20 protein-coding genes are annotated in these 25,438 nt (G+C 71.4%); 8 read left to right on the plus strand and 12 right to left on the minus strand.

All coding sequences use genetic code 11. The features are described from left to right. Together ACN27G_RS16580 and ACN27G_RS16585 are read right to left on the minus strand one after the other, a co-directional pair. Positions 1–1,743 carry a prenyltransferase/squalene oxidase repeat-containing protein gene (locus tag ACN27G_RS16580; RefSeq protein ID WP_421493721.1) on the minus strand — a complete coding sequence of 581 codons (1,743 nt, stop codon included), beginning with the start codon at positions 1,741–1,743 and terminating at the stop codon, positions 1–3. After that, positions 1,740–3,059, minus strand: a complete 1,320-nt coding sequence (locus ACN27G_RS16585) for a phenylacetate--CoA ligase family protein (protein WP_421493722.1) — start codon at positions 3,057–3,059, stop codon at positions 1,740–1,742. Before ACN27G_RS16585 ends, ACN27G_RS16580 begins: the two co-directional genes overlap by 4 nt. Positions 3,060–3,300: 241 nt before the next feature. On the opposite strand from ACN27G_RS16585, the gene ACN27G_RS16590 reads away from it, so the two are divergent. Next, complete coding sequence (locus ACN27G_RS16590; RefSeq protein ID WP_421493723.1) at positions 3,301–6,855, plus strand: AfsR/SARP family transcriptional regulator; 3,555 nt, start codon at positions 3,301–3,303, stop codon at positions 6,853–6,855. Positions 6,856–8,057: 1,202 nt separating this feature from the next. Here the strand turns inward: ACN27G_RS16590 and ACN27G_RS16595 are convergent. Genes ACN27G_RS16595 through ACN27G_RS16615 form a run of 5 tightly spaced genes read right to left on the minus strand, consistent with a single transcriptional unit; the run spans position 8,058 to position 13,874 of the window. Further along, complete coding sequence (locus tag ACN27G_RS16595) at positions 8,058–9,443, minus strand: amidase family protein (RefSeq protein ID WP_421493724.1); 1,386 nt, start codon at positions 9,441–9,443, stop codon at positions 8,058–8,060. Between the two features lie 16 nt (positions 9,444–9,459). Then, complete coding sequence (locus ACN27G_RS16600) at positions 9,460–10,062, minus strand: hypothetical protein (RefSeq protein ID WP_421493725.1); 603 nt, start codon at positions 10,060–10,062, stop codon at positions 9,460–9,462. Continuing rightward, a complete protein-coding gene (gene ectB, locus ACN27G_RS16605) occupies positions 10,059–11,336 on the minus strand; it encodes a diaminobutyrate--2-oxoglutarate transaminase (RefSeq protein WP_421493726.1) in 1,278 nt (425 codons plus the stop codon). The genes ACN27G_RS16600 and ectB overlap by 4 nt, the downstream gene beginning before the upstream one ends. Next, entirely contained in the window at positions 11,333–12,637 is a 1,305-nt protein-coding gene (locus tag ACN27G_RS16610) for an ATP-grasp domain-containing protein (RefSeq protein WP_421493727.1), read from the minus strand. The genes ectB and ACN27G_RS16610 overlap by 4 nt, the downstream gene beginning before the upstream one ends. Positions 12,638–12,641: 4 nt before the next feature. Beyond that, positions 12,642–13,874, minus strand: coding sequence for an AMP-binding protein (locus tag ACN27G_RS16615; protein ID WP_421493728.1), 1,233 nt, complete (start codon positions 13,872–13,874; stop codon positions 12,642–12,644). A gap of 165 nt (positions 13,875–14,039) precedes the next feature. Here ACN27G_RS16615 and ACN27G_RS16620 point away from each other — a divergent pair, with 165 nt between their 5' ends. Continuing rightward, complete coding sequence (locus tag ACN27G_RS16620) at positions 14,040–14,954, plus strand: LysR family transcriptional regulator (RefSeq protein ID WP_421493729.1); 915 nt, start codon at positions 14,040–14,042, stop codon at positions 14,952–14,954. Here the strand turns inward: ACN27G_RS16620 and ACN27G_RS16625 are convergent. Then, positions 14,951–16,099: a dipeptidase gene (locus ACN27G_RS16625; RefSeq protein ID WP_421493730.1), complete on the minus strand. Its 1,149-nt coding sequence runs from the start codon at positions 16,097–16,099 to the stop codon at positions 14,951–14,953. The genes ACN27G_RS16620 and ACN27G_RS16625 overlap by 4 nt on opposite strands. Positions 16,100–16,181: 82 nt before the next feature. Further along, a complete protein-coding gene (locus ACN27G_RS16630) occupies positions 16,182–16,589 on the minus strand; it encodes a hypothetical protein (RefSeq protein ID WP_421493731.1) in 408 nt (135 codons plus the stop codon). Between the two features lie 226 nt (positions 16,590–16,815). Here ACN27G_RS16630 and ACN27G_RS16635 point away from each other — a divergent pair, with 226 nt between their 5' ends. Further along, positions 16,816–17,448 (plus strand): TetR/AcrR family transcriptional regulator, encoded by a 633-nt coding sequence (locus ACN27G_RS16635; RefSeq protein ID WP_421493732.1) that lies wholly within the window; start codon positions 16,816–16,818, stop codon positions 17,446–17,448. Here the strand turns inward: ACN27G_RS16635 and ACN27G_RS16640 are convergent. Beyond that, complete coding sequence (locus tag ACN27G_RS16640) at positions 17,427–18,164, minus strand: DUF2625 family protein (RefSeq protein ID WP_421493733.1); 738 nt, start codon at positions 18,162–18,164, stop codon at positions 17,427–17,429. The two genes, ACN27G_RS16635 and ACN27G_RS16640, sit on opposite strands and share 22 nt — an antisense overlap. A gap of 631 nt (positions 18,165–18,795) precedes the next feature. On the opposite strand from ACN27G_RS16640, the gene ACN27G_RS16645 reads away from it, so the two are divergent. Both ACN27G_RS16645 and ACN27G_RS16650 read left to right on the plus strand, forming a co-directional pair. Next, positions 18,796–19,311 (plus strand): sigma-70 family RNA polymerase sigma factor, encoded by a 516-nt coding sequence (locus ACN27G_RS16645; protein ID WP_421493734.1) that lies wholly within the window; start codon positions 18,796–18,798, stop codon positions 19,309–19,311. Between the two features lie 230 nt (positions 19,312–19,541). After that, the gene (locus ACN27G_RS16650; RefSeq protein ID WP_421493735.1) at positions 19,542–19,880 is read left to right on the plus strand and encodes a hypothetical protein; all 339 of its coding nucleotides are present in this window, start codon (positions 19,542–19,544) and stop codon (positions 19,878–19,880) included. A gap of 109 nt (positions 19,881–19,989) precedes the next feature. Here ACN27G_RS16650 and ACN27G_RS16655 read toward each other — a convergent pair whose 3' ends face one another. After that, positions 19,990–20,826: a pirin family protein gene (locus ACN27G_RS16655; RefSeq protein WP_421493736.1), complete on the minus strand. Its 837-nt coding sequence runs from the start codon at positions 20,824–20,826 to the stop codon at positions 19,990–19,992. 119 nt (positions 20,827–20,945) lie between these two features. Here ACN27G_RS16655 and ACN27G_RS16660 point away from each other — a divergent pair, with 119 nt between their 5' ends. Beyond that, positions 20,946–21,287, plus strand: a complete 342-nt coding sequence (locus tag ACN27G_RS16660; RefSeq protein WP_421493737.1) for a winged helix-turn-helix transcriptional regulator — start codon at positions 20,946–20,948, stop codon at positions 21,285–21,287. A 30-nt stretch (positions 21,288–21,317) separates the two neighbouring features. Further along, on the plus strand, positions 21,318–21,818 hold the full coding sequence (locus tag ACN27G_RS16665; RefSeq protein WP_421493738.1) for a hypothetical protein: 501 nt from the start codon (positions 21,318–21,320) through the stop codon (positions 21,816–21,818). Here the strand turns inward: ACN27G_RS16665 and ACN27G_RS16670 are convergent. Continuing rightward, positions 21,815–22,198, minus strand: coding sequence for a hypothetical protein (locus ACN27G_RS16670; protein WP_421493739.1), 384 nt, complete (start codon positions 22,196–22,198; stop codon positions 21,815–21,817). The genes ACN27G_RS16665 and ACN27G_RS16670 overlap by 4 nt on opposite strands. A 227-nt stretch (positions 22,199–22,425) precedes the next feature. On the opposite strand from ACN27G_RS16670, the gene ACN27G_RS16675 reads away from it, so the two are divergent. After that, entirely contained in the window at positions 22,426–25,344 is a 2,919-nt protein-coding gene (locus ACN27G_RS16675) for an AfsR/SARP family transcriptional regulator (protein WP_421493740.1), read from the plus strand. Positions 25,345–25,438: the final 94 nt, after the last annotated feature.

Here is a 25,438-nt window from a genome sequence, read left to right on the forward strand (position 1 = left end):
TCACGAGAGCGCCAGGACCGGAAGGCGGGCCAGTTCGCCGTCCAGTCGTCGGTCCAGCAGCACCCCCAGGCAGTCGGCGAGCGGGCCGCCTCCGCCCGGGGTCAACGGGGTCCAGGCGACGCCGCCCGGTCCGGCGAGCCGCCGGAGCAGCACCCGGATCCGTCCGGTGTCGACCGCGCAACCGTGCCGGTCGGCCGTCGCGACCGCCTCGTAGGTGCTCAGCAGGTCCGGCAGCCGGTTTCCAACGTTCGCGTAGCCGCCGCCGGCCACCCGGTGCCGGTCGAGGAGCGAGGCGAGCGCCGCGGCGTCCGGCCCCTCCAGGGCGGCCCGTACCCGCAACGCCTGGAGACCGGCCCGCACCGTCGGCTCGGTCCCCGGAACGTTGCCGTGGCCGACGGTCCCGTCCGGACCGTGCCGTCGGCAGGAGTCGACGAATGTCGCCAGCCGGGCGGTGTCCAGCACCCGGCCGACCGGCGCGCCCAGCAGCGCGACGCACTCGACCGCCGCGGCCGTCGAGATCATGTCGGAGCCCCGCCCCTCCCAGTAGCCGACGCCACCGTCGGGGTTCTGCAGGCCGCCGAGCCAGGTCAGCGCCCGGGTACGGGCGGCACCGTCGGCGAGCGCGCCGGCGGCGAGTGCCCACAGGGTGCAGCGCACCTCCGCACCCCTGGCCGGCATGTACATCACGCCGCCCTCGTTGGGCATCTGGCACCGGTCCAGCCAGGCCCGCCATCCGGGCACCTCGGGGTCGCCGGGGTCGGCGCGCAGGATCGCCGCCGCGGTGGTGAGGGCGTCGGCCGCCAGCGACGGTTCGCGGTAGGTGTAGCCGCCGGGGACGGCGAGCGCCCGGAGCCGGCCGGCGACCGCGTCGGCCAGCTCCGCCGCGGGCGGGTCTCCGAGCGCGACCAGGGTGCCGACCCCGCAGAAGGAGGCCCAGACGTCCTCGACGTGGTAGCCCGCCCAGCGTACGAAGGCGCCCGAACCACCACGCAGGGACAGCGTCCACGCGGCACAGTCGGACGGTCGCGCCGGCAGGTGGCCGAGCTCCCGCAGCGCGGCGGTGGCCCGGTACGTCGCCCAGAGGCACTCGATCCCGGTGTCCGCGGCGAATCGGAACCCGCCGGAGGGCGCCTGCCGGGCGCGCAGCCAGTCGACGAGCGCGGGGACGTCCCACGGCGGGGCGACCGGGGCGGTGCGGGCCAGGGCACGCCAGGCCAGCACCCCGTAGTGGCAGGCGCGCACGTCGGCCACGCCGCGCCGGGCGTGCGCCGGGCTCCAGGCCAGACCACCGGCCGGGGTCTGCAGCCGGCCCAGCCAGGCCAGCAGCCGGGCCCGGTCCGGCACGTCACCGCCGCACACCCCGGTCGCGGTCCGGCTGGAGTAGTGCGTGGCCCAGACGTCCGGCTCCTGTCCGGGCATCATCGCGTACGCCTCGCCGGACCAGGTGGCCCGCACCCAGTCGCCGGTGCGCTCCGGTACGGGTACCGGCACACCGAGGTCGGTCATGGCCTGCGTGCAGTAGAAGGTCGCCCAGGCGTCGGAGAGCATCCCCCTGGTCCAGGCGTACCCGCCGTCGGAGTTGCGCCGACCGGCCAGGTGGTCGGCGATCCCGCCCGGATCCACCACCCGGTCCGACCGCCCCAGCCAGGCCAGCGTGCGGATCGCCGCGTAGGTGCACCAGAGGTCCGGCTCGCCGGTGGCCAGGGCCGGCTCCGGGGGTGCGGGAAACGGCGCGAGACTCATCCGCCCACCACCGCCGCCAGCGGCCGGACGTTCGACCGCTTCCAGCTCTTCTGCGCCGCCCCCGCCTTGGTGGTGTCGGGCAGCGCATTGACGAAGACGACCTCGTCCCAGGCCAGCCCGAGCCTGTCGCGCGTCGCGGTGCGCAGCCGGGCGGCGACGGCGGGCTCGGTGGACCGGTCCCAGTCCACGTCCCGTTCCAGCAGCAGCCGGGCATAGCCGCCGTCGGCGGCGGTCTCGATGACGTAGCCCGTCGCGGCGGTGGCACCGTACACGATCTCCTCCACGGCACGGACCGAGAGTGGCACGCCACGGACCTCCACCGCGTCGCTGCCGCGACCGCCGACGGTCACCACCGGTGCCCGGTTGCCGCACGGGCAGGACCCGCCGACGGTGACCTCGTCGCCGGTGTCGTACCGCAGCAGCGGCCGGGCGAAGAGGTTCAGCGGCGTGACGACCAGCCGGCCGCTCCCCGACGCCGGCAGTTCGGTGATGCCCTGACCGGTCGCCAGCTCGAAGTAGTTGGCGCCGGGCAGCAGGTGCAGCCGGGCGGCGGGGCAGGTGGCCGCCAGGGTGCCGGTCTCGGTGCTGCCGAAGCTGGCGTCGTGGACCGTCGCCTGCCACCACTGACCGAGGCGGGCCCGGAAGGGCGCCGTGTTGACCTCGCCGAGCAGCATCAGCCGCTCGACCGGCTCCCGCAGCTCCGCCAGCATCCGGCGCCGCTTCAGCAACCGGGTGAACTGTGCCGACACCCCGGGGGCGAGGAACACCGTGCTGGGCCGCAGGCGCTGCCACAGGGCGATGAGCCGGTCCCAGTCGCAGATGCCGGCCGCGAACGGGTACGCACGGGTGTGCGCCACGTCGAGGTACTCGCAGACGCCGACGATGAGGTCACCGACCGGCACGACGTCGCTCGGCAGCAGGATCACCGCGCGGTCGTCCGAGGTCAGCAGGTCCCGCCACGCCTCGGCGACCGACAGCACGTTCCAGACCACGTCGTCGGCGAAACGTGGGGTCGGGGTGACCAGCCCGGTCGTACCCGTCGTCTCGTAGTACTTGACTCCGACGCCCGCCTCCGGGACGGCGAAGTCCCAGGGTGCCGCCTTCACCGCGTCCTTTGTCGTCGCCGGGAGCCGTCGGAAGGCCGAGAGGGAGAAGTCACCCCGGTCACGGTGGGCGGGCGTGCGGCGGGCCCGCTCCCACACCTCACGGAGCCGGCTCTCGTAGAAGGCGGCCTCGGGCATCCGGCCACGGCGTGCGCGGGTCTGCTCCCGGGCGGCGCAGAACCGCTCCCAGCGATCGGGCGTACTGATCAGCACGGCTGTCCGCCGGTGCCGTGCACACGCGCGCCGCAGCGCCGCGCGGTCGCTGCGGTCCGAACCGTCTCTGCCATCGTCAACCCCGTATCAGTCGATCGTCACCGATGGCGGCGGTTGCCCGCCGCCGCTCCCGTACCAATCTGCCGAGCCGGGCTTAGCGGCTGTTAGCCGTTCGCTAAACGGGGTCGCGGCGGCCCGTAGGCTAAGAGAGAGATCGACACTTTTTGGCAGCGGGGGCGGCATGCGGTGGAAGATCCTTGGTCCGGTCGACGTGGAAGAAGGAGGCCGGTCCATTCCGGTTCCGCGACCCCAACAGCAGGCCGTACTGGCGTACCTGGTCCTCAACGCCAACCTCGCCGTGTCGACCGGCCAGCTCATCGACGCGCTCTGGGGCGGCGCCGCCCCGAGCACCGCACGGACCCACGTGCAGGTCCTGATCTCCCGGATCCGGCGGATACTGCGCGGCGCCGACGCCAGGGACATCCTGGTCAGCCAGGCCGGGGGCTACCGGCTCGTCGTCGACGACGGCGACGGGATCGACGAGGTCGACTTCTCCGACCAGCTCACCCGGGCCCGGGCCGCCGTCGCCGCCGGACGGCTGCCGTCCGCGGTCGAGCGGTACGAGGCGGCGCTGGACCTCTGGCGGGGTCCGGCCCTGCACGGTGCCGCCGGTGCCTTCGTGGAGTCCGCCGCCGCCCGGTTGGAGGAGCAGCGGCTGGTCGCCCGCGAGGAGCTGATCGACGTCCGGCTCACGCTCGGCCGGCACGCCGCACTCATCGGTGAACTCCGGGAGCTGCGCGACGTGCACCCGCTGCGTGAGCGCTTCGTCGGCCAGCTCATGCTGGCGCTGTACCGCTGCGGCCGCCGGGCCGAGGCGCTCGGCGTGTTCCGGACGTTCAACACCGCCCTGCGCGACGAACACGGGCTCGAGGCCAGCGTCCGCCTGGCCGAGTTGCACCAGGCGATCCTGCGCGCCGATCCCGCGCCACAGCCCGCGTCCCGGGGCGCCTCCCGGGAGGTTCCTCCCAGCTCCCCCACCCCCGCGCCGCGGGCGGTGGCCGCACCCGCACAACTGCCCGGTGACGTCGCGGGTTTCACCGGGCGCGCCGGACAGCTCCGCCGGCTCGAGGCGTTCCTTCCGCAATGGGACGGCGAGCCGGCCGCCGGGGTCAGCATCGTGGTCCTCACCGGAAGCGCCGGGATCGGCAAGACCGCGATGGCGGTGCACTGGGCCCACCAGGTGCGCCACCGGTTCCCGGACGGGCAGCTCCACGTCAACCTGCGGGGCTATGCGGCGAACGCCCCGCTACGGCCGATCGACGCCCTGGCCCGTTTCCTGCACACCCTCGGCGTTCCTGCCGAGCAGGTCCCGGCCGAGGTCGACGAGGCGGCGGCGATGTACCGGGGGCGGCTCGCGGACCGCCGGATGCTCGTCCTGCTCGACAACGCCAACCACCCGGACCAGGTACGGCCGCTGCTGCCCGGGGGAAGCGGCTGCATGGTGCTCATCACCAGCCGGGACCGGCTGGGCGGCCTGGTCGCCCGGGACGGCGCCCAGCAGGTCGTCCTCGACCTGCTGACCCCGGTCGAGTCGGTCGCCCTGCTCACCCGGGTGCTCGGGACCGAGCGGGTGGCGGCCGAGCCGGATGAGGTCGCCCGGCTGGCCGACCTCTGTGGACACCTGCCGCTGGCGTTGCGGATCGCGGCGGCCCACCTGATCGGCCGGCCCCGCCGACGCGTCGGTGACCTGGTGGCGGAGCTGTGCGCGGGCGACCGTCTGGCCGTGCTGCAGGTCGCCGGGGACGAGCAGGCCGCCGTACGCGCCGCCTTCGACCTCTCCTACGACGCCCTCTCCGTCGACGACCGCCGGACGTTCCGGCTGCTGGGCCTCGTACCGGGGGTCGACTTCACCGCATCCGCCGCCGCGGCCCTCGCCGACGTGGCCGTGGAACGGGCCGACCGGATGCTCGACCGCCTCGCCAACGCTCATCTGGTGGACCAGCACGCCGACGGCAGGTACGCCCTCCACGACCTGCTCCGGATCTACGCCCAGGACCGGGTCCGGAACGAGGAGGTGCCGGTGCGGCGCGAGGCGGCGCGGCAGCGGCTTCTCGACTACTACCTGTACACCGCCCACTCTGCCGCGCAGCTCCTCTATCCGCAGCTTCTCCGGCTGTCCTGCCCGGCAGAGCCTCCCCCGCAGAACGTGCCGCCGCTCACCGGTCAACCGCAGGCGCTGGAGTGGCTCGACGCGGAACGGGCGAACCTCGTCGCCGCGGTCTCGCACGCCGCCGACCAGGGTCCGTACGAGGCGGCCTGGACACTCAGCGACGCGCTCCGCGGCTACTTCTTCTTCCGGATGTACACCGTGGACTGGCTCACCGTCGCCAGCACCGGACTCGCGGCGGCGGAGGCCGGCGGGAACCTCCGGGCCCAGGCCAGCTCACATCTCAGCCTCGGCGGGCTCTTCTGGCGGCAGGGTGACTACACCCGGGCGCTCGACCGGTTCTCCAAGGCGCTCGCGATCGCCGAACGCGACGGCTGGGAGGCCGGCCAGGGATCCGCGCTGACCACCCTGGGCATCAGCTACACCGAGCTGGGACAGACCCGGCAGGCGCTGCGCCATCTGACCAGGGCGGTGGAGCTGGCGCGCCGCTCGAGTTGGCAAGGTGGCCAGCAGGTGGCTCTCATCAACCTCGGTTTCGCCTACCTCAACCTCGGCCAGCTCGACAGGGCGGAGCGACACACCCGGGAGGCGCTCGCGCTCAGCCTGGAGATCGGCTCGCGCGACGGCCGGGCCAACTGCCTGAAGAACCTCGGCCTGCTGCACTACCTGCGGGGCCGGTTCGACGAGGCCATCGAGCACCTGACCCAGGCACTGAGCCTGTACCGCGAGATCGGCAACCGGGGGGCGGAGGCGATCACCCTGCGTTCCATCGCCACGGTGCAGCGCGACAGCGGGCGCCCCGAGGAGGCGATGGAACTCGCCCAGATGGCGCTCTCGCTGGCCCGCAGCATCGGCAGCCGCCGCTACGAGGGGCTGGCTCTCGGCACGGTCGGCACGATCCACCGCCACCTCGGCGGCCTGCCGGAGGCCGTCGACAGCCACCAGCAGGCACTGGAGCTGGCGTTGCTCACCGGCAACCGGGACTCGCAACTGGAGACCCTCGTCGGGCTGGCGGCGACCCTCGCCGAGGCCGGCCGGCACGAGCAGGCGCTCAGTCAGGCGCTTCAGGCGCTCGACCTCGCCCGCAGGATCGGCACCCGCCTGCTCGAGGGCGACGCCCTCGCCGTCCTCGCCGACATCCGGCTGCGGATGGGTGAGCCGGGGGCGGCGCTCGGGCAGGCGCAGGCCGCGGTGGCGATCCACCGCGAGACCGGCTACCGGGTCGGTGACGCACGGGCGCAGATCCTGGTGGCGTACGCGTTGCGGGCGACGAGGAAGCCGCCGTCGGCCGCCGCGCACTGGCGGGAGGCGCACGCCCTGCTCCGGCACGCCGGCGCCGCCGAGCTGGCACCCGCCGCCACCCTCGCGCTGCACCACCGCCGCGCCGCGCCGGTGGCCGTGCCGATCTCGGCCGACCCGGGCCGACCGGGATCGACGGCCCCGGCCCCGGCGGTGCCGGTCGCCCTGCGTCCGGGATCGCCACCCGGTGATCTGCGGTTCTGGACGCTACCGGGCCCGCTCCGCCTCGACGTCGTCCCGCTGCCGACCGCCGACGAACCAGGCCGTGCCGAGGGCGATCAGGACCAGCACCAGCAGCAGCCGCAGGAAGGGCCGGTAGCCGACGAGTGAGCCGCCGAACCCGAGCAGCATGGTCCCGAGCGGGATGCTCGAGAAGACCGTCAGCCGGCGCAGGCTGAAGACCCGTACCCGCACGTCCGCCGGTGTCCGGCGCAGCCAGACGGCACCCCCGAACGCGATCAGGACGACGAACAGGCCGCCGTTGACCGCCATGGTGGCGATCACCGCGGCCGGCCAGGGAACCACCGTGGTCGCGAGCAGGACCAGGCACATCAGCGCGAAGCACGCCGTCGCCAGGGCAAGAGTGCGCCGGACGTTGTCGCGGGGCTTGTGGCGCATCAGCAGCAGGGTGCCGGTGAGCATGCCGAGGCCGTACGCGGTCGCGGCGCGGCTGTACAGGACGGCCTCCGACCGGTCCGGCAGCCCGTACTCACCGATGTAGGCCGGGAGCACCGCGTAGAACGGAAAGACGACAAGGTTGACCAGGATGCCGAACCAGACCAGGAAGACCAGGTCACGATGGCTGCGGATCAGGCGTGCCGACTCGACCGCGTCCCGGAGAGCCCGGCGTACCGGATTCTCGCGGCTCCCGGCCGGGGCCAGCCGGGACGCGACGCGGGCGGTCACCGCGTCCAGGTGCCGCCGGAAGAGCAGCACCAGCCCGGCCACGGCCGCCACGGCGCCGAGCCCGACCAGCGGCACCGCCGGCAGTGCCCCGGCGGCGATCAGGACGCCGGCAACCGCGGGCGCGGCGATCCGCTCGACCTGCGGCTGCATCTGGGTCAGCATCGCGGTACGGCTGCCCGGCCAGCCGCTCGGCGCGAGGTCGACGCCGACGGTCTCCATGGTGGCCAGATACAGCGACTGCACCGTCTGCACCATGACGTAGCAGACGCCGGCCAACAGGACGGTCAGGGCACCCTGGTCGGCACCGAGGACCGCGACGAGCGCGGCCAGCGGCACGGCCACCGCGAGCAGCAGGCGGAGCACGGACCGGCGCCGGTCCGCCCGGTCCAGCAGTCCGGAGAGCGCCGTGACGGAGAGCAGGGAGACCGCGCTGGCGATCCCGACGATCACCCCCAACTGCGCACCGCCGTGCGGCCCCCGGGTCAGCCACCAGTTCAGCCCGAACGTGGCCAGCCCGGTCGCGGTCACCACCAGGAAACTCGGCAGCCAGACGGCGAGGAAGGCGCGCAGCCGCCCGGCGTCGTCACCGTCGGAGGAGTCGCCGGGCAGTCGTGCCTCGGTCTGTGTCATGCCGGCACCCCCGTCCTGCCGAGAATGGTCTCGACCGTGGCGGCGAACCGGATGAGGCGCCACTCGGCGCCCGGCCCGGCGATCGCCTGCAGGGCGATCGGGGCGTTCTCCCGATCGCTCGTCGCGACGGGGAACGTTATCGCCGGCAGGCCGGCGAAGGCCGCGACCGGGGTGTAGCCGATGCGACGCTCGTACTCCGGCTCGCCCGGCGCCGGGATGGCCGACACGGGCGGCGCCGTGGTGTGCCGGTTGCGCGGCATGATGGGCGCCAGCGGCAGGAGCCAGAGGTCCACCCCGGCGGCGGCGAAGCGCCCGGCGTTGCTCCGCCGGTAGCTCTCCAGCCCGGTCCGGATCTCGTCGTAGCGGGCGTCGGGGACGGCCGCACCGGCCTCCAGGGCCAGCCGGGTCGCCTCGTCGAGCCGTTCGTCGGTCCAGCCCCGCCACGCCTGGTGGGCGTCCCAGGCCGCGCGGGTGCAGAGTTCGTAGACGGCCCCCCGCCACCGCCACAGGTCACCGAGCCGGACCGGAACGACCGCGTTCCCGGCGTCCGACAGCGCGGCGCAGGTCTGCTCCAGGGCGCCGAGGATCTCCGGATCGCAGAGGCCGTCGTGCACCTCCGCCACGACGCCGACCCGGAGCGGGCGCCCGGGCTCCGGCTGCCCGGCGGTGCTGCCGGGCAGCCGGTCCAGCCCGTACTGCCGCCAGAAGAAGGCGAGGTCGTCCGCGGTCCGGGAGAGCCAGCCCGGTGCGTCGAGCGGCGGGCAGACCGGGAAGAGCCCCGCCGCGAGCCCGGGGTCCTGCGTCATCCGCAGCCCGACCACGCCGCACCGGGCCGCCGGGAGCCGTACCGACGCGACGGTGTCGGTGCCCAGGCCGATGTCGCAGAGGTCGGCGGCGACGGCGACGGCGCAACCCGTGCTGGAGCCGGCGGGGTCGAGGTGCGGGTACTTCGGGTTCAGGCAGCCGTGCTCCATGCCCACGTTCACCTCCGGTGTCACCAGCTTGGCGATCACCGAACGCGGGTTGACCGTACGCAGGCACGCGGCCGACTCCGCCGGATAGTGCCGGTGCCGGCGGAGTCCGAGCCTGGTCGGAAAACCCGCCACGTCGACCGAGTCCTTGACGCCCACCCGCACCGGACCGCCCTCCGGATGCGTCGGCCGCAGTTCCACGCAGGCCCGGTAGCGGCTGTCGGCGTACCGGCTCCAGCCGTCGGCCTCCCGGCGCCACGCCTCCGCGTCCAGCTCGCCGGCGGCCATCCGCCGGACCCGCTCCCGCAGCGGAAGGGAGAGCCAGCCCGGCGGTTGGGCCGCTCCACCCGCGGTGTCGTCGATCCCCGCGTGCGCCGCGTAGCGCAGCACCGCGGCGGTAGCCTCCCGCACAGCCGGCCTCCCGAAGCTAGTCAAGGTCGAGGATCATCGTGCCCGTGAGCAGGGCGACGGCGGCGTCCTCCCGAGGCGGGCCGGCGGCCGTGGCGTCGGCGACCGGACCGCCCGCGGTCACGGATGCGTTGTGGTGCCGGTCGGTCCGGGACCCGGGCGGGCCGAGGTGCACGCCGATCCGACGGTCGGCCACCCGAGCCGGTACGGAGCGGGAGCCGCAACTCAACGTCAGGTCCCGGTATCCGTACTGCTCGCCGACGAGCCGCGCGGCGCAGCGCAGCCCGTTCCGCGGCGGGACGCGCTCGCCACCGTCCGGCCCGAAGTAGCGCACCCCGAACCGGCGGGCTCCCTCGTGCGAGAGCACCACCACCCCGTCGATCAGTGCCCGGCCGGCGGCGGCGAACGCCCGCCGGGCCAGCCTGCTCCAGTCGGCGCCGCCGAGGTTCTCGGCCGCGTTGGCGACGAGGAAGCACTCCCCGCCGCTGGCGATCAGGCTGACTGTAAACTCCTGCCGTCCGTACCGGCCGCCCCGCCGGGCCGGGTCGGCCGGTGGTGTCCGTGCCCCCGGATCCCCGCCGCGCGGCGGGGTCGGGGCGGTCCGCCGGGCAACCGGGGTCATACCTGTCGCACCGCGGTCTCGATGATGGCCAGTCCCTCGTCGAGGTCGGCCTCCCCGATCGTCAGCGGTGGCATCAGCTTGACCACCTCGTCGTCGCGGCCGCAGAGTTCGACGACCAGTCCGTCGTCGAAGCAGCGCCGCTGGATCCGCTCCGCGTACCCGGGTCTGCCGAGCGGACCCGTGTCGACGCCGAGCAGCATCCCCCGCCCCCGGACAGCCAGGCGGGGCTCGGTCCCGCGCAGGCGCGCGCCGAAGGCGGTCAGCCGGGCCGACGACTCGGCGATCCGCTGCCGGAAGGACGGGTCCTCCCAGGCGGTTAGGGCGGCGGCCCCGGCGACGAAGGCGAGCTGGTTGCCCCGGAAGGTTCCGGTGTGCTCACCCGACCGCCACACGTCGAGTTCCGGACGGATCAGGGTGAGTGCCAGGGGCATCCCGGCGCCGCCGATCGACTTCGACAGCGTCACCAGATCCGGTTGGATGCCGGCGTGCTCGAACCCGAAGAAGCTGCCGGTGCGGCCACAACCGGTCTGGATCTCGTCGCAGACCAGCAGGATGCCGTGCTGCTCGGTGAAGGTCCGCAGGTCCCGCAGCCACTGCGCGGAGGCCGGATAGATGCCACCCTCGACCTGCACGGATTCGACGATGACAGCCGCCGGGAGGTCGACCCCCGCCGACGGGTCGGCGACCAGCCGGGTCAGGTACGAGACGGAGTCGAACGACCCCGCCGGGCCGTCCTCGTAGGGCACGAACAGCACGTCGTGCAGTCCCACCGAGCCGGCGGCGCGGGCCCGCCGGCTCCCCGTCACCGCGAGCGAGCCCCGCGACATCCCGTGGAAGCCCCCGGTGAAGGAGACGACCGTCTGCCGGCCGGTCACCTTCCGGACCAGCTTCAACGCCGCCTCCACCGCGTCGGTGCCGGTCGGCCCGCAGAACTGGAGCTTGTACCGCAGCCCGCGCGGCTCGAGAACGACCCGCCGGAAGGTCTCGATGAACTCGCGCTTGGCCACCGTGTGCATGTCGAGGCCGTGCAGGATGCCGTCACCCTCCAGGTACGCGCGCACCCTGTCGACGACCCACTCCGGGTTGTGGCCGTAGTTGAGGGCACCCGCGCCACAGAAGAAGTCGAGGAACTCCCGGCCGTCCTCGCTGCGGAGGCGGGCTCCCTTCGCCCGGGTGAACACCGCCGGAAAGGTGCGACAGTACATCCGTACCGCCGACTCGAGCTCGTGGAACGTCGACACGTCGGTCGACACGTCCGTCGTGAAAACCGTCATGATCCGCCTCCAGGATGCGGCTGACCGGGGTCCCCACCGCCCGGCCGGGCGGCCTCGTCGATCTCGTACCGCGCGGGCCCGTCGAACTGGCGGATGCTGAGATAGTCGCGCCACACCACCTCGGGCACCTCGTGCCGCAGGAACGCCGCGACCGGATATCCGAAGTCGTCGACGGTCCGCGAGATGGCGTCGCCCGGCCGGACGACGATCCTGACCTCGCGTACGCTCTCCAGCGCCTCCAACGTCTCCAGCCCGCGATAGCGCAGCAGCCTGCCGCTGGCCGGGGCCAGCAGCGCGACCGCCGCGGCGGCACCCGGCAGCCGGTACTCCGCATCGGCACCGGCGGCGAAGCCGGCCGGGTCCGTGACGGCCCGGACCGTCGCGTCCAGTTGGCCTCCGCCCAGCACCGAGCCGGCGAAGTGTGGCAGGTCGGCACCGCAGAGCCGGGCACCCAGTTCGATCAACCGGGGACCGTCCGGCGTCAGCTTCACCTCCGCGTGCACGGGGCCGTGCCGGATCCCGAGGACGTCGAGCACCCGCAGCGTGTAGTCGACCAACTCGTCCTGCGCGGGGCCGCGCCGGGGCATCAGGTGGGTGCTGTCGAGCAGGTCCAGCACCCCGTGTGCGGTGACATGGGTCGTACGCCAGATGTCGCACACCTGGTGCCGCCCGTCCCGGCTCACCGTGTTGACGTAGTACTCGGCCCCGTCGAGATACTCCTGCGCCACCACCGCGTCGTTGTGGCCGGTCAGCGCGTTCTCCCGGCCGACGATGGCGTGGAAGGCGCGGACGACGTCGGCCACGCTGTCGCAGAAGGCGACGCCGTCGCTGCCCGCGCTGCTCGGCGGCTTGACGACGGCCCGCCGGCCGAGCGCCGCGTACCAGGACACCAGTTCGTCGAGGTCCGCGGTGCGGATCTGCTCGGTACCGGCGAGGCCGCTGGCCTTGATGGTCTCGATCATCAGGTACTTGTCACGCCGCGCGGTGCTCAGCGCGGTGCCGTTGGACGGCAGGCCGAGCGCCTCGCTGAGGGCGTCGGCCAGCTCGACCCCGCTCTCCATCCCGGCCAGCACGTACGTCGGGGCGTGCTCCTTCAGCGCCGTCTGCATCTCCGCGAGACTTCCGTCCGGCAGCAGGTTGTCGACGAACTGCGCCGGCTGGAACGAGCCGGTGAACCTGGCCGGAACCTCGCGGGTGCTCTGCACGTGCACGCACTCGTATCCGGCCTCGCGGAACAGCGGCGGAAGACGCTTCGCCGACGAGTACGCGTCCACGATGACGATCCGCTTCCTCTCGGTCATCAGGTCACGCCTCCTCGACCAGCAGCGGTGTCTTGTAGGTACGGGGATTGACCGCGAGCGCCTCCACCACCTGGACGTCGAACGACTCCGGGGCCGACGAGACGGCGTACCCCAGCCGGTAGACGCTGCTCAACACCCGGCGGCGGACCCGGTCGCGTAGTTCGTCGGCGGGTGCGGCGCCAGGGTCGGGGAGCACCCGGACCTGCATCTGCTCGGTCGGGGTGCCGTACCGGAACAGGGCGATCTGGACATCGCGCACGCCCGGCTCGGCAAGCGCGACGCCGGCGATCTCCCCCGGCGTGACCAGTACGCTCACGAACTTCAGCTGTGGGTCGTCCCGGCCGAGGACCCGGAGCGCGTCGCGTTGGCCGCAGGAACAGGTGACGAACTCTCCCCGGTCGCCGACCCGGTAGCGGAGGATCGGATTGAGGCACCGTGGATGGGTGTTGGTCACCAGCACCAGTCCGTCGACGAGTTCGACGTGCTGGTAGGACAGCGGATGGAAGACGTCCCGCTGGCAGGCGGGTCCGTTGTGCCCGATCACCCAGGTCTCCGTGCTGCCGTAGACGCCGTACGTGCCGGCCTCCGGCAGCAGCCGGGCCACCAGGTCCGCCGCACGGGCGGAGAAGGGCTCACCGGTCCAGAGCAGCTTTCCCAACGGCGGCGGCTGCCGCCCGGTCTGCGCGCAGTACTCCAGCAGGTGGGCGATGTGGGTCGGCGTGCCGTCCATCGCCGTGGCCCCGACGCGTTCGGCGAAGTCCAGCCACTCGCCGAGTTGCTCGTGATCGACCGCGCCGAGCGGGATCGTGACGGCTCCGAGATGGTCGGCGAGCGCGTTGAAGAAGTTGTGTGACGACCAGAGCCGGCCCGGGTTGTTCATGTTCACCAGGACGTCGTCGGGGGCGAGCGGACGCCAGTGCCGGACGATGTCGGGCACGAACATGTCGGAGGGAATCAGGCTGAGTTTCGGCGCCGAGGTGGTGCCGCCGCTGCCGTAGACGTAGCTGCCGAAGCTCTGCCGGCGGGCATGCTCCAGGATCCCGTCCAGCGCCGTGTTGAGTTCGTCCTTCGTCAGCGGCGGCAGGTCGGTCAGCGCGGGCACGGCCAGCGCGGCGGCGAGGGCCCGGTACTTCTCGCGCAGCGCCGGCAACGAGGCGGCACGATGCAGGATCGGCTCCAGGACGGCGGGTGCGATCGTCCGGGTGCCCTTCCTGTCCACTTCGGTCGTTCCCGTCATCCGTCCTCCTCGTCGATGGGACCCGTCCACGGCGACGCCGCCGGTCCGGGACCGGCACCGGTGCTGCCCTGGGTGTCCCCATTACGTCATGGCCGCGCCCGTACCGTCCAAGACCAGTTCGTGATTGGATGAGAACTCTGGATGCTCAGCAACGGGGGCGGAAGAATGGAACTGCGGCATCTGGTGTACTTCAGCGTGACGGCGGAGGAGTTGAATTTCCGCCGGGCCGCGGAGCGCCTCATGATCGCCCAATCGGGGCTGTCACAACGCATCAGGACGCTCGAGCGAAGTCTCGGAGTACCACTCTTCGACCGCACCCGGGCCGGCGTCCGCCTGACGGCGGAGGGCGCCGCGCTCCTACCGGTGGTACGCGACGCGCTCGACCGGGCGGACCGGGTCAGGGACCTCGCCAGGAGACTGTCGACCAGTCCACCGACGCGGTTGAGAATCGGCTACACCCGCTCCGCCGGAGCCGGTACTCCGCTGACGATCGTGACCGCCTTCCGGGCCAGGTATCCGTCCACCCGGATCACCACCTCCACCTCCTTCACCGCCCGCAACCTGACGGCGCTGCAGAAGCACGAGATCGACGTCGGCTTCGTCCGGCCACCCCTACCGCCGGACGAGGGCCTCGAATACCTCACGATCGCCCGGGAGACGGTGGTGGTGGCGATGCACCGGGAGCACCATCTCGCCGGCCGACGTCGCGTACGGCGTGCGTCGCTCACCACCGAGCCGCTGGTCTTCTTTCCCGAGGAGACCGCGCCCGGCCTGTGGCGGTCGATGATCGACCAGGTGTACGGCCCCGGGTCGGGCCCGCAGATCGTCCGGGTCGAGCCGAGCGAGGAATTCATGCTCGCCGCCGTCGCGGAGCGGGCGGGTGTCACGCTGCTCACCGAGACGCCGGCCGCGGTGCTGCGCATTCCGCAGGTGGTCGTCCGGCGTTTCAGCCGGCCGGAACCCACCGTGCCGCTCGGCATCGCGTGGCGGCGCGACGACGACAATCCCGCCGTCGCCCAGTTCGTCACATTCGCCGCCGAGGCGTCGACGCCCGGCCAACGCGAGCCGACGCCCGGCTAACGCGAGCCGGCGATATCCTCGGTCGCCCGCAGCACCCGGAGCGCATTGCGCCAGGTGAGCTTCGTCAGGTCGTCGTCGGACCAGCCCCGGGCGGACAACTCGGCGAGCAGTACGGGATATCCGTGCACTCCCTCCAACCCGTCGGGGACCGCAATGGTCCCGTCGAAGTCGCCGCCGAGCCCGATGTGGTCCATCCCGGCCACCTCACGGACGTGCTCGATGTGGTCGGCGACGTCGGGGACCCCGCAGGGTGGACGGGGACTGTCCCGCAGCAGCCGCGCGATCGCCGCCGCCCGTCCCGGATCGCCGTCGGCGAAGGACGCCGCGATCCGGCCCCGCTGCTCGGCGAGCTCGTCGTACCAGTCGCGGCAGCGCACGTTGAGAAAGTTCGCCACGAACGTCACCATCACGATTCCCGCGCTGTCCCGCACCCGCCGCAGCACGTCGTCGGGCACGTTGCGGGGGTGCTCACAGACCGCTCGCGCTCCCGAGTGCGAGAAGAAGGCGGGCGCCACGGAGACGTCGAGTGCGTCCCGCATCGTCGTCGTCGCCACGTGCGACAGGTCCACCAGCATTCCCAGCCGGTTGCACTCGCGTACCACGGCACGACCGAAGTCCGAGAGGCCGCCGACCTGCGGGCGGTCGGTGGCGCTGTCCGCCCAGGGGGTGTTCCGGTTGTGGGTCAACGTGAGATAGCGGACCCCGAGCCGGTACATCATCCGCAGCACACCGAGGGAACCGGCGATGGAGTGACCGCCCTCCATCCCCAGCAGGGACGCGACCCGGCCGGCGGCGACCGCCCGCTCGACCTGCTCCGCCGTCGTCACCATCACCAGGTCGTCGGGATAGCGCCGCACCATCCGGTACGCCGCGTCGATCTGCTCCAGGGTGGCCGTGACCGCGGCGTCGCCGGTGAGCGAGCACGGCACGAAGACCGACCAGAACTGGGCACCGACCCCGCCGGCCCGCAACCGGGGCAGATCCGTGTGCAGCCCGATGCCCGACTGGTCCACCGAGATGTCCAGCGCGTCGAAGTCGTACCGGGCCCGGCGGCGCAGTGTCCACAGCAGGTCGTTGTGGCCGTCGAAGACCGGCGCCGTGGCAAGCAGCGCCCGCACGCGCTCGACACCGGTACGACCCGTCACGGCGCTACCCTACGGCCCCAAGGCCGGTGCCGTCCGACCATGCCGGCATCGTCGCCTCGCCACCAGCACAAGTCAGCCGAGCTCAGGATTCGTACCGGCGGGTCTTGTGGGGATACCTGGGGCGGGCCGCCGCCCAGAGTCGGTTCGCCGCGTACGAGCGGTCCAGTTCGACGAGTTGCACGCCTGGGTCCGCGGCCGCCACGAACCGAACATCGTCAGCGAAGCCGACGACGACGATCTCGTGCCACGTGGCCTCGCCGATCGCGAGGAGCTCCTCGCGACCCTGCTCGACGCGGCCGAAGACCGCCACGTCCACCTCGTGCTGAGTGCGTGCGTCGGTGTCGTTGACGACACCGGCCGCGACCCAGGTCGGAAAGCCGCCGAACAGGTCCGGATCGGCTTCCCGGCGGGCCCAGTTGCGGCAGAACCGCGCCCACCTCGCGACCGTCGCAGGTCTGCCCGGAGATCCGGAGCGTCGCGCGCCTGGCATCTGGCAGCGGTGGCAGCCCTGGTACGCGCGGCGGAGCTGAGCGCTGCCCCGAACGCCCGTGCAAGGCGGCCGGCCGAAGGCCAAGCCGCCGAGCGGCCGGCTCTGCTCGTCGCTCAGCCTCTGCTGTCGTACCGGCTCCGCCTAGCTGGTCGTGCCGCACGCTGGACTGCACGGCGGCCCGTACAGCGCCTCGTTGACCGGGGACGACGAGGCGTAAACTCTTCGGATGGGCAGCCTGCGCCGACCGGAACGTCGGATCCGTTCCGACGGCGCACGCAGCCGACAGGCAATCCTGGAGACGGCGGTCGCCCTGACCACCCTGGTGGGCCTCGACGGGCTCTCCATCGGCCGCCTCGCCGAGGAGGCCGGAATCAGCAAGAGCGGGCTGTTCGCACATTTCGGTTCGAAGGAAGAGCTGCAGCTCGCCACCATCGAGACGGCCACCGGGACCTTTCTGCGCGACATCGTGCGACCCGCTCTGGCCCTGCCCGAGCCCTCGATGCGGCTGAACGCCCTCTGCGCGAACTTCCTGTGCCATCTCGAGGAGCATCCCGGCGGCTGTTTTTTCGTGGCGGTCAACGCCGAGTTCGACACCCGTCCCGGCGTGGTTCGCGATCGTCTCACCCAGTTGCACACGAGCTGGCTGCGAACCCTCGAGGCTCAGTACGCCGCAGCCCGAGCGGCCGGTCTGCTCGGCGGTGACGCCGAGCCCGAGCAAGTGGCCTTCGAGCTCAACGCCTACCTGCACATGGCCAACAACATGTACGTGCTCTATCGCGACAGTGCCTACCTCGAGCTGGCACGCCAGAGTATCGCCAACCGCCTCGGGACACACCCTCACAAGGTGGCCGAGGGATAAGTGCCCATCGCGTCGTCGAGCCGTCGCCCCTTCAGCCGGGCCGCGTCGAACTGACGGCCCAGGATCTCGGCCATGGGGACAGCGGTCCGGGTGACCTCGCGGTCGGCGGTCGCGGCCTCGTCGGCCCAGAGCGCGGGAGAGACCGCGATTCCCTGATCGGCGCGGAGCGCCATGACGTCATGACGCCACGTCGGCCAAAGCCGGCCGTCGTAGAAGTGCGGTAGATCGCCGGACACGCCCCAGGCCAGCCATTCACTGTGAGACAGCTTCATTCGGGCCCAGCTCAACCTCGCCGGGTCGAAGTAGATCACCTCGCCCGGCACGCCAGGCCGGCCGCCCCCCGGCCGCAGGCCGTTGAGAAAGAAGGTGCCGCCCAGCACGTCGTGCGCGACGATCAACCCCTCGGTGGGGGTCCACATCCGGTCGATGTTCACGGGAAAGTCGTTGACCTGACCGATGCTGGGCAGGCTCTCCTCCGGGCACGGCGAGCCGCCAAGGATGCGCAGCCAGCCGTCGTAGAGCAGTATTCCTCCGCTGTTCAGCGCGATGGCGCCAAGCGACGAGCTGGCCGCGACCTGAAGCTGGCACAGGCTGGCAACGGCCTTCTCGTGGTCGGCCGGAAGGATTCGCGGCGCGGCGAAGCTGCGCGACAACACGTCCACCAAGGTGAGCCACGAGGTCTGGTCGTTCTCGACGACGTTCAGCTCACTCGTCATTGGTTCACGCTTGTTCCGGAAGCTGCGGCCAAATACCACGCCTCCGGTCGCCCGGTGAGTACGCGTCGGTGCGAAGTCGGGTGTCCCATACTCGATACGACGAAGCCCAGACCAACAAGTTCAGCGTCCGCCGAGTGCTCGTACGGCTCTCATCCGGTCGAGGCGCGTCAGAAGGCCGGCGCAGTCGACAGGTCTCCACAGAACGGAAGAGGCCAACCGGGCACGAGCCGGTCACCGCGAGGTCCGCCGACGGCAGCCGAGGATCGTGGTCCTGCGTCATGCCCGATTTCCGTGGGGCCTCCGTAATTTCCGGACGGTGTGGTGCGGGAGCCGTTGCGACACGTCCATCCGTTCGATGGGGCTCAGGCGCCGTACGCCGTCAGCGGTCTCCGGCCGCCGCTGCGACGAAGCCAACTTGACAAACATCCACTCTTGTCGTGCCAGCCGATCTGCCATGCGTCGGCCTCACACGATTCGCTGTCTTCGGATTGAGTCGGCCGCACCGGGAATGCCCATGTTTAATTGTTACCGAATCGACTCCACATCGGCGTAACTAACATTCAAGTAAAATTACACAGGCACCTCTTTACACTTTTCCCGAAGCTACCGGAGTGCTACGGGGATGAATTATATGACCACCGCAACAAGCGTTACCGACGCGCAGATGCGGGAGATCCACCAGAACAACGGCGGGGCGTTGCTCTACTTCCTGCGGAGCCTGGTCCCCACCACCGCCTCGCATACCGCCGAGGATCTGGCGCAGGAGACCATGCTCCGCGCCTGGCGGAACCTCGACGCCGTGCCGCTCGAGCCCGAGTCGCAGCGGCGCTGGCTGTTTACCGTGGCCCGCCGGCTGGTCATCGACGCGCACCGCAAGCGGCAGTCGCGACCCGTGGAGGTCAATCTCCTCGGCGTCGAGCCCACCGCGTCCGGATGGGAATCCGCCGAGACGGTCATCGCGAAGCTCACGCTCTGTGATGCCGTCAAGGAACTCAGCACCGCCCACCGCTCGGTCCTCCATGAACTCTACGTCGAGGGTCGCACCTTGAACGAGGCCGCGGCCCGGCTCGGCGTCCCGGTCGGGACCGTCAAGTCACGGACCCACTACGCCATGCGTCAACTCCGAAAAGCCCTGCTGACCGGCTGAGCCTGGCGCTGCGGGCGCCGGCCGACGCGCCCGCGCGAGGAGTTGGCGGAGTCGTCAGCGCGGCAGACGAACCGTTCCGGACGACGAAGCTACGGATGAGACGGCCAGGTGTTCAATCATCGACCGACATTTTCTGTCGAAATAGTCACCAATCCCTCAGTTGCCGTGGCAAAGAGCCCGAGAAAGGCTGTGGGTGGCGCGCCTGACGGAATCGACCCAGGAGGTACAGCATGGGCAAGAGAGTTCGTATCGCCGCGGGCCTGACCGCGGCCGGCGTCGCGGCGCTGGTCGGTCTACAGGCTCAGCCCGCACAGGCCGCCGTCGACGTCCCAACATCGGGGCTGAGCATCTTCGAGGGCACCTTCGCCAAGATCCTTCTCTACGTCCCCGAGCCGGACGGCACCTGCCTGACGATGCCGCCTACCGCGGCCTCGCTCACCGGGGAGCGCATCGTCGAGCAGGTCAGCGCCTTCACCGGCCCCAACTGCACCGGGCTCCAGCAGAATCTCGGCACGTTCCGCACCTTCACCGCCGGCAAGTACCAGTCGTTCCGGGCCTACTCCTTCTAATTACGTAGCCGTCCCCGCCGCCTCGCGTGTAGCAGCGCGCGAGGCGGCGGGCCGACCACGCCCGCCGCCCGGCCGCGTGCCACCGCCCGATACGGGTCGGCCCGACAGCTCAGGCACCGGCGGGCAGCCGGGTGCCGCGCGGGATGCTGCCGAATTGCCCGGCGTGGAAATCGCGGTAGGCCTGCTCGATCTCGTCGCGTGAGTTCATCACGAACGGACCGCTGGCATACACGGTTTCCCCGATGGGCCGCCCGGCAAAGAGCAGTACCGTGGTCTGCTCGTCCCCGTCGCCGGTGGCAAGCGCCAGCGTGGTCGGCTCGCCCGGCCCCGCCGCCGGATCGGACCAGGCGATCTGTCCTGCGCGTACACCGCGGCCACCGACCGTCAGCCGACCGGAGAGCACGTACGCGAACGCGCGCTGGTCGCCGTCGAGCAGTTGCCGGTACTCGATCTTCGGGTCCAGCGTGATCAGCATGCCGAGGATCGGCCACTGGTTGACCGCCGGCCCCCGCACCGCTCGCGTCTCGCCCGAGATCAGCTGAACCAGCACACCGGGCTCGGTGTGGACGGCGTGCATGCCGGCTCGCAGATCCTGATAGCGGGTGGGCACCATCTTCCGATCGGCCGGCAGGTTGACCCACATCTGCAGGATGTGCGCGTGCTCCGACCGGGCGGCGACCTCACGGTGGATGATGCCGCGGCCCGCGGTCATCCACTGCACGTCTCCGGGCCCGAGTACCCCCGCGTTCCCCATGCTGTCACCGTGCTCGAGCGCTCCGTCCAGGATCAGGGTCACGGTCTCCAGGCCGCGGTGCGGATGCCAGTCGAACCCGGGCTGGTTGACCAGTTCCTCCCCCATCACCAGGAAGGGATCGGTCCAGGCGTCCCGGCCCGGCGCGATGATCATCGAGCTGTGGGCCGACATCCGCGTCGGACCCAGCTCCACCCTGCCGAGAACCCGTTGCACTTTCCGGTTCATCACGCCTCTTCTCCTTGACTAGGGGGAAAGCGTCCTGCGGACCGCCACGGTTGACAAACGCCACCAAAGCCGCTTAACTTTGAGAAGTGACTAGCTCGCGCGAGACCCGGGTCGACGAGGAGAGCTGCCTGCGCATCCTGCGTGCGATCGACATCATCGGCACCCGCTGGACCGGGCCGATCCTGCTCGCCGGCGCTCGCGGTGCCCGGCGCTTCAAGGAATACCGGGCCATGGTTCCAGGCATCTCCGACCCGCAGCTGACGCTGCGGCTCAAGCAGTTGCAGGAGCGCCACCTTCTCGAGCGCACCGTCGTTCCCAGCACGCCGGTCCAGATCACCTACACTCTGACCCCCGAGGCCGAAAAGCTAATCGCCTCGTTGCAACCGTTATCGCGGTGGACCGAGCAATATTTCCCGCACGACGATTGATCTCTGCGGTCTGCCATCCGTCGGAAGGATGTGACCGACAATCTCGCGACCCGCCCGTGGCGTTCCGGCGATCTCGACATGCTCCGGACATCCGAGTCGCTCTTCGCACCGCAGACCTACCCTCGATGCTTTGCCGCCGGCTCCCGCCGGTCGCGCCCCTTCCACATGCTGGTGTCGGACCAGATGAACGCGTCCGCTCGTCGCTGGACCGGGCAGGTCGCCGTAACAGGCGACAGCATCGTCGCGCTGGCCGAATGCGCCTGGGATCCGGCCGATCCGGAGTCACCCACCGTACGGGTGAGCGTCGCCGAAGACCGGCAGGGCACCCAGCTCGGTTACCAGGTCCTGCGCGAGCTGGTCGGTCACTGTCTGAGCATCGGCCTGACCACGTTCACCGTCGACTACGCGGCGTCGAACGTCACCGTGGATTCGATGTTGCAGGCGATAGCGGCCGAGACCGGCGACCGGTACGCGCTGAGTGGGTTGACGCGGGGTGGCCTCGGCCACCTGACCGTCCGCGCGGCAGGCTAGAGCGAATCGATGCGCACCGTCAGCACCCGGTTGCTCCTGGCCTGTGCCGCGATGGGCGTCGCCGGCGGCCTCACCGACATCGGGAACGCGTACCTGTTCAATGTGAGGACAGTCGTCGCGCAGCCCTCCTCAGGGCTTTCACCGGGGCCTCTACTTCCTGCCCGGAATCGTGGCCCAGGCCGCGCTGCGCCGCGGCGGCGTGGCTCTGCGTCGATGACGCCGAAGTGCGCCCCGACGTCGCGCACCGTCCGCTCGACGGCCTGCTGGTCGGTGACGTCCAGACGCAGCACCAGGACACGGTCACCGTTGTCCAGCGCGGCCCTGGCGTACGCCATGCCGAACCCGCCGGGGGTGCCGCCAGTGATGAACCAGGTTCTCATGGGCCGGACGATCGACTCTCCCCCGGGAGAGAGTCAGGGATGCCGAGGGTGACGGTGCCCGTGTCGGCCGTGAACCACGTCGCGGAAGCGGCTTGTCTCCCAGCGGTGTGTACGCTAAAGATGGCACGATCGGTCGTTCTGAGTCGGAGGGATTCGACCTCTTGGTCGCTCTGGGTGGTTCCGTGCTCGGTCTACCAGGAACCTGTTGCACATAGGGGGATAGTCCTGTGCCAACGACCAACGGCGACGGGAGACCGTTCTGCTTCGCCGTGCTCGGGCCGGTGCAAGTCTGGCGGCACGGCGTGGAACTGGACCTCGGTGCCCGGCAGCAGCGCCTGATCCTGGCACTGCTGTTGGCCAACGCCGGACAACCGGTCGGTATCGGCGACATCGTCGAGGCGCTCTGGGACCAGCGGCCGCCCGCAAGCGCCGTCAACGTCGTACACCGCTACATCGGCGCGTTACGGCGCCTCTTCGAACCCGGTCTGCCGGCCCGATCGGCCGGACGTTGGCTGCTGGGTGACTCGGCGGGTTATCGCATGCGCGTCGACACGGACAGTCTCGACCTGCTGAAGCTGCGTCAGCTTTCCGCGCAGGCGCGAGCGGACGAGCTCGCCGGGCGGCTTACCGAGGCGATGTCGGCATATGAGGACGCCCTCAGCATGTGGCGTGGACCGACTGGCGGAGCGTCCGGGCTGGCCTCGTACGACCGCCTTGCGTTCAGTGTGGTGGACCACGAGTGCGCGGACCTGGCCCGCGAGGCCACTTGTCTGGCGCTGCGTCTGGACCGGGTCCGATCGGTCCTTCCGGTGTTGTGGCGCCTGGCCGAACACCGCCCGCTGGACGAGGCGTTGCAGGCCCAGTTCCTGCTGGCGCTGGCCGCCGACGGCCAGCAAGCCGAAGCGATCGCGCTGTACCAGAACATCCGCCGCCGGCTCGCCGACGAGCTGGGAGTGGATCCGGGTGACGAGCTCCGTGAGGCATACCACCTCATTCTGCGGCAGAGCGCGGCCGGATCGGGGTCATCCGGAAAGGCCGCGTCGCCGCCCGCCGCGCAACCGGCCCGGACACCAATCGGCCGAGCCTCGGGCCTCACCGCGGTGCTGCCCGCCCAACTGCCGGCAGACCTGCCCTGGTTCACCGGCCGCGACGAGGCCCAGGGCCAGACGCTCGGCCTGGTCAACGGCCACGTAATGGCCCAGGCATCGATGCCGGTGCTCGCCATCGACGGCATTCCCGGCATCGGCAAGACCGCCCTGGCCATTCACCTGGCCCACCAACTGGCCGACAGCTATCCGGACGGGCAGCTCTACGTCGACCTGCAGGGCTTCGACCCCGACCAATCGGTGCTGCACCCCGCGGAGGCCCTCCAAGGCTTCCTCAACGCGCTCGGTGTTCCGGACACCGACATCCCGGCGAGCCATCACGCCCGCAGTGGCCTGTACCGCAGTGTCCTGGCCGGCCGCCGTATCCTCGTCGTGCTCGACAACGCGCACAGCGTCGAGCAGGTCCGTCCGCTGTTGCCGGGCGCGCCCGGCTGCCTCGTGCTGGTCACCAGCCGCAAGCGTCTCACCGGCTTGGCCACCGCGCACGGCGCCCACCTCATGACCCTCGACGTGCTGCCACCCGAGGACGCACGCAACTGCCTGATCCTCCGTATCGGAGCGGACCGGGCCTCCGCCGCCCCGGAGGCGATCGACGAGATCATAACGCGGTGCGGGCGGCTCCCGCTGGCGCTGGCGATGGTCGCCGCCCGTGCCCTGGCCCACCCCGATCACCAGCTGGCCGACATCGCCCGGGAACTGAGGGAGGCGCAGGGCAGCCTGGACGGGTTCTCCATCGACGACATGGCCAACGACATCCGGGCGATCTTCTCCTGGTCGTACCGGATGCTCGGTGCCCGCGCCGCTCGCCTGTTCCGGCTGCTGTCGCTTCATCCCGGCCAGGACATCACGATCGCGGCGATGGCCAGCCTCGTCGGCGTCCCGTTCGGCGAGGCGCGCCTGCTGGCCGGCGAGCTGGTGCGGACCGGCCTGCTCGCCGAGCACACGGTGGGCCGGTTCACCAGCCATGACCTAATCCGGGCGTACGCTCAGGAGTTGGTCCACCTGCACGAGGACGACCAGGCCCGGGAGTGTGCGGCCGAACGGCTCGGCCACCACTACCGGCAGACCGCGTACGAAGCGGATCTGCTGCTGAAACCCACGATGGTGCTGGACCCGCCGGAGACGCTGCAGGGTGTGGTCGTCAACCGCCTGAACGACGCCACCGAGGCGGTCGCCTGGTTCAACGCGGACCGGCACGTCCTCAGGGTCGTGGTGCAGCGACAGCTCGATGACGGCCGGGTCGCTACGGCCTGGCGGCTGGCGATCAGCCTGCAGCGTTTCCACCAGGGCGAGGGCTGGTGGCACGACTGGGCGGCGATGGCGCGCGCCTGTCTGCTCGCGGCCACCTCCGCCCGGGACGACCTCGGCCGGGCCCACCTGTCCCGCAGCTTGGCCGGCGCCGAGCACGTGCTGGGCAACCACGGCGCGGCCGCGCGTCTCCTCCGTCAGTCACTGGACCTGTTCGTCGGGCTCGGGCTTCGCTGGGAACAGGCCCTGGTGTACCGCAACCTCGGCCAGGTGAGCGTCGCGCAGGAGAGTCATCTCGATGCCGTCGCACACTACGAGCGCGCCCTGCGCATCTTCGAGTCGCTGGGCGACCTGTCCGACCAGGTCATCGTCCTGTGCTGTCTGGCCGACGCGCATTCCTGCCTCGGCCGGCCGAACGTCGGCATGGACCTTGTCAACCGAGCGCTGCCGATCGCCAGAGCGATGGGTGACCTCAACGGCCAGGGCCTCTGCTACGAGACGCTGGCCAAGTGCTTCCAGGCCAGGCGAGACCTGACTGCCTCGCTGGCGTCCTGGAGGCGGGCGGCCGACATCTACCAGCAGACCGGGTGGCGGATGAACTCGGTCGAGTGCCTGCTGCCACAGGGCGACACCTCGCTGGCCCTCGGTGACCCGGACGGCGCCCGTGCGGCCTGGCAGCAGGCACTCGAGCTGCTGAGCCACCTGCGGGTGCCCCAGGTGTCCGCGATCAAGGAACGCCTGCGAGGTCTGGAGACAGCAGGAGCCGTACGGGTGCCCGGCGGTCGCCGCTGAGCTCGTCCCTCCGTCGGGTCGGGTAAGGGACACGGGCCTTCCCTGGCGTCTCGCCGCAGCCCTGTGTACGCGCGGTCCCCGGTCCTCTGTGACC

It is taken from the genome of Plantactinospora sp. WMMB334 (assembly GCF_049179095.1).
Classification (GTDB): domain Bacteria; phylum Actinomycetota; class Actinomycetes; order Mycobacteriales; family Micromonosporaceae; genus Plantactinospora.

Bases quoted from the DNA above. Each gene is read 5' to 3' on its own strand.
- ACN27G_RS16580 (WP_421493721.1), bottom strand. From the start codon at position 1,743: ATGAGTCTCGCGCCGTTTCCCGCACCCCCGGAGCCGGCCCTGGCCACC.
- ACN27G_RS16590 (WP_421493723.1), top strand. From the start codon at position 3,301: ATGCGGTGGAAGATCCTTGGTCCGGTCGACGTGGAAGAAGGAGGCCGG.
- ACN27G_RS16600 (WP_421493725.1), bottom strand. From the start codon at position 10,062: ATGACCCCGGTTGCCCGGCGGACCGCCCCGACCCCGCCGCGCGGCGGG.
- ectB (WP_421493726.1), bottom strand. From the start codon at position 11,336: ATGACGGTTTTCACGACGGACGTGTCGACCGACGTGTCGACGTTCCAC.
- ACN27G_RS16610 (WP_421493727.1), bottom strand. From the start codon at position 12,637: ATGACCGAGAGGAAGCGGATCGTCATCGTGGACGCGTACTCGTCGGCG.
- ACN27G_RS16615 (WP_421493728.1), bottom strand. From the start codon at position 13,874: ATGACGGGAACGACCGAAGTGGACAGGAAGGGCACCCGGACGATCGCA.
- ACN27G_RS16620 (WP_421493729.1), top strand. From the start codon at position 14,040: ATGGAACTGCGGCATCTGGTGTACTTCAGCGTGACGGCGGAGGAGTTG.
- ACN27G_RS16630 (WP_421493731.1), bottom strand. From the start codon at position 16,589: ATGCCAGGCGCGCGACGCTCCGGATCTCCGGGCAGACCTGCGACGGTC.
- ACN27G_RS16635 (WP_421493732.1), top strand. From the start codon at position 16,816: ATGGGCAGCCTGCGCCGACCGGAACGTCGGATCCGTTCCGACGGCGCA.
- ACN27G_RS16640 (WP_421493733.1), bottom strand. From the start codon at position 18,164: ATGACGAGTGAGCTGAACGTCGTCGAGAACGACCAGACCTCGTGGCTC.
- ACN27G_RS16645 (WP_421493734.1), top strand. From the start codon at position 18,796: ATGACCACCGCAACAAGCGTTACCGACGCGCAGATGCGGGAGATCCAC.
- ACN27G_RS16650 (WP_421493735.1), top strand. From the start codon at position 19,542: ATGGGCAAGAGAGTTCGTATCGCCGCGGGCCTGACCGCGGCCGGCGTC.
- ACN27G_RS16670 (WP_421493739.1), bottom strand. From the start codon at position 22,198: ATGAGAACCTGGTTCATCACTGGCGGCACCCCCGGCGGGTTCGGCATG.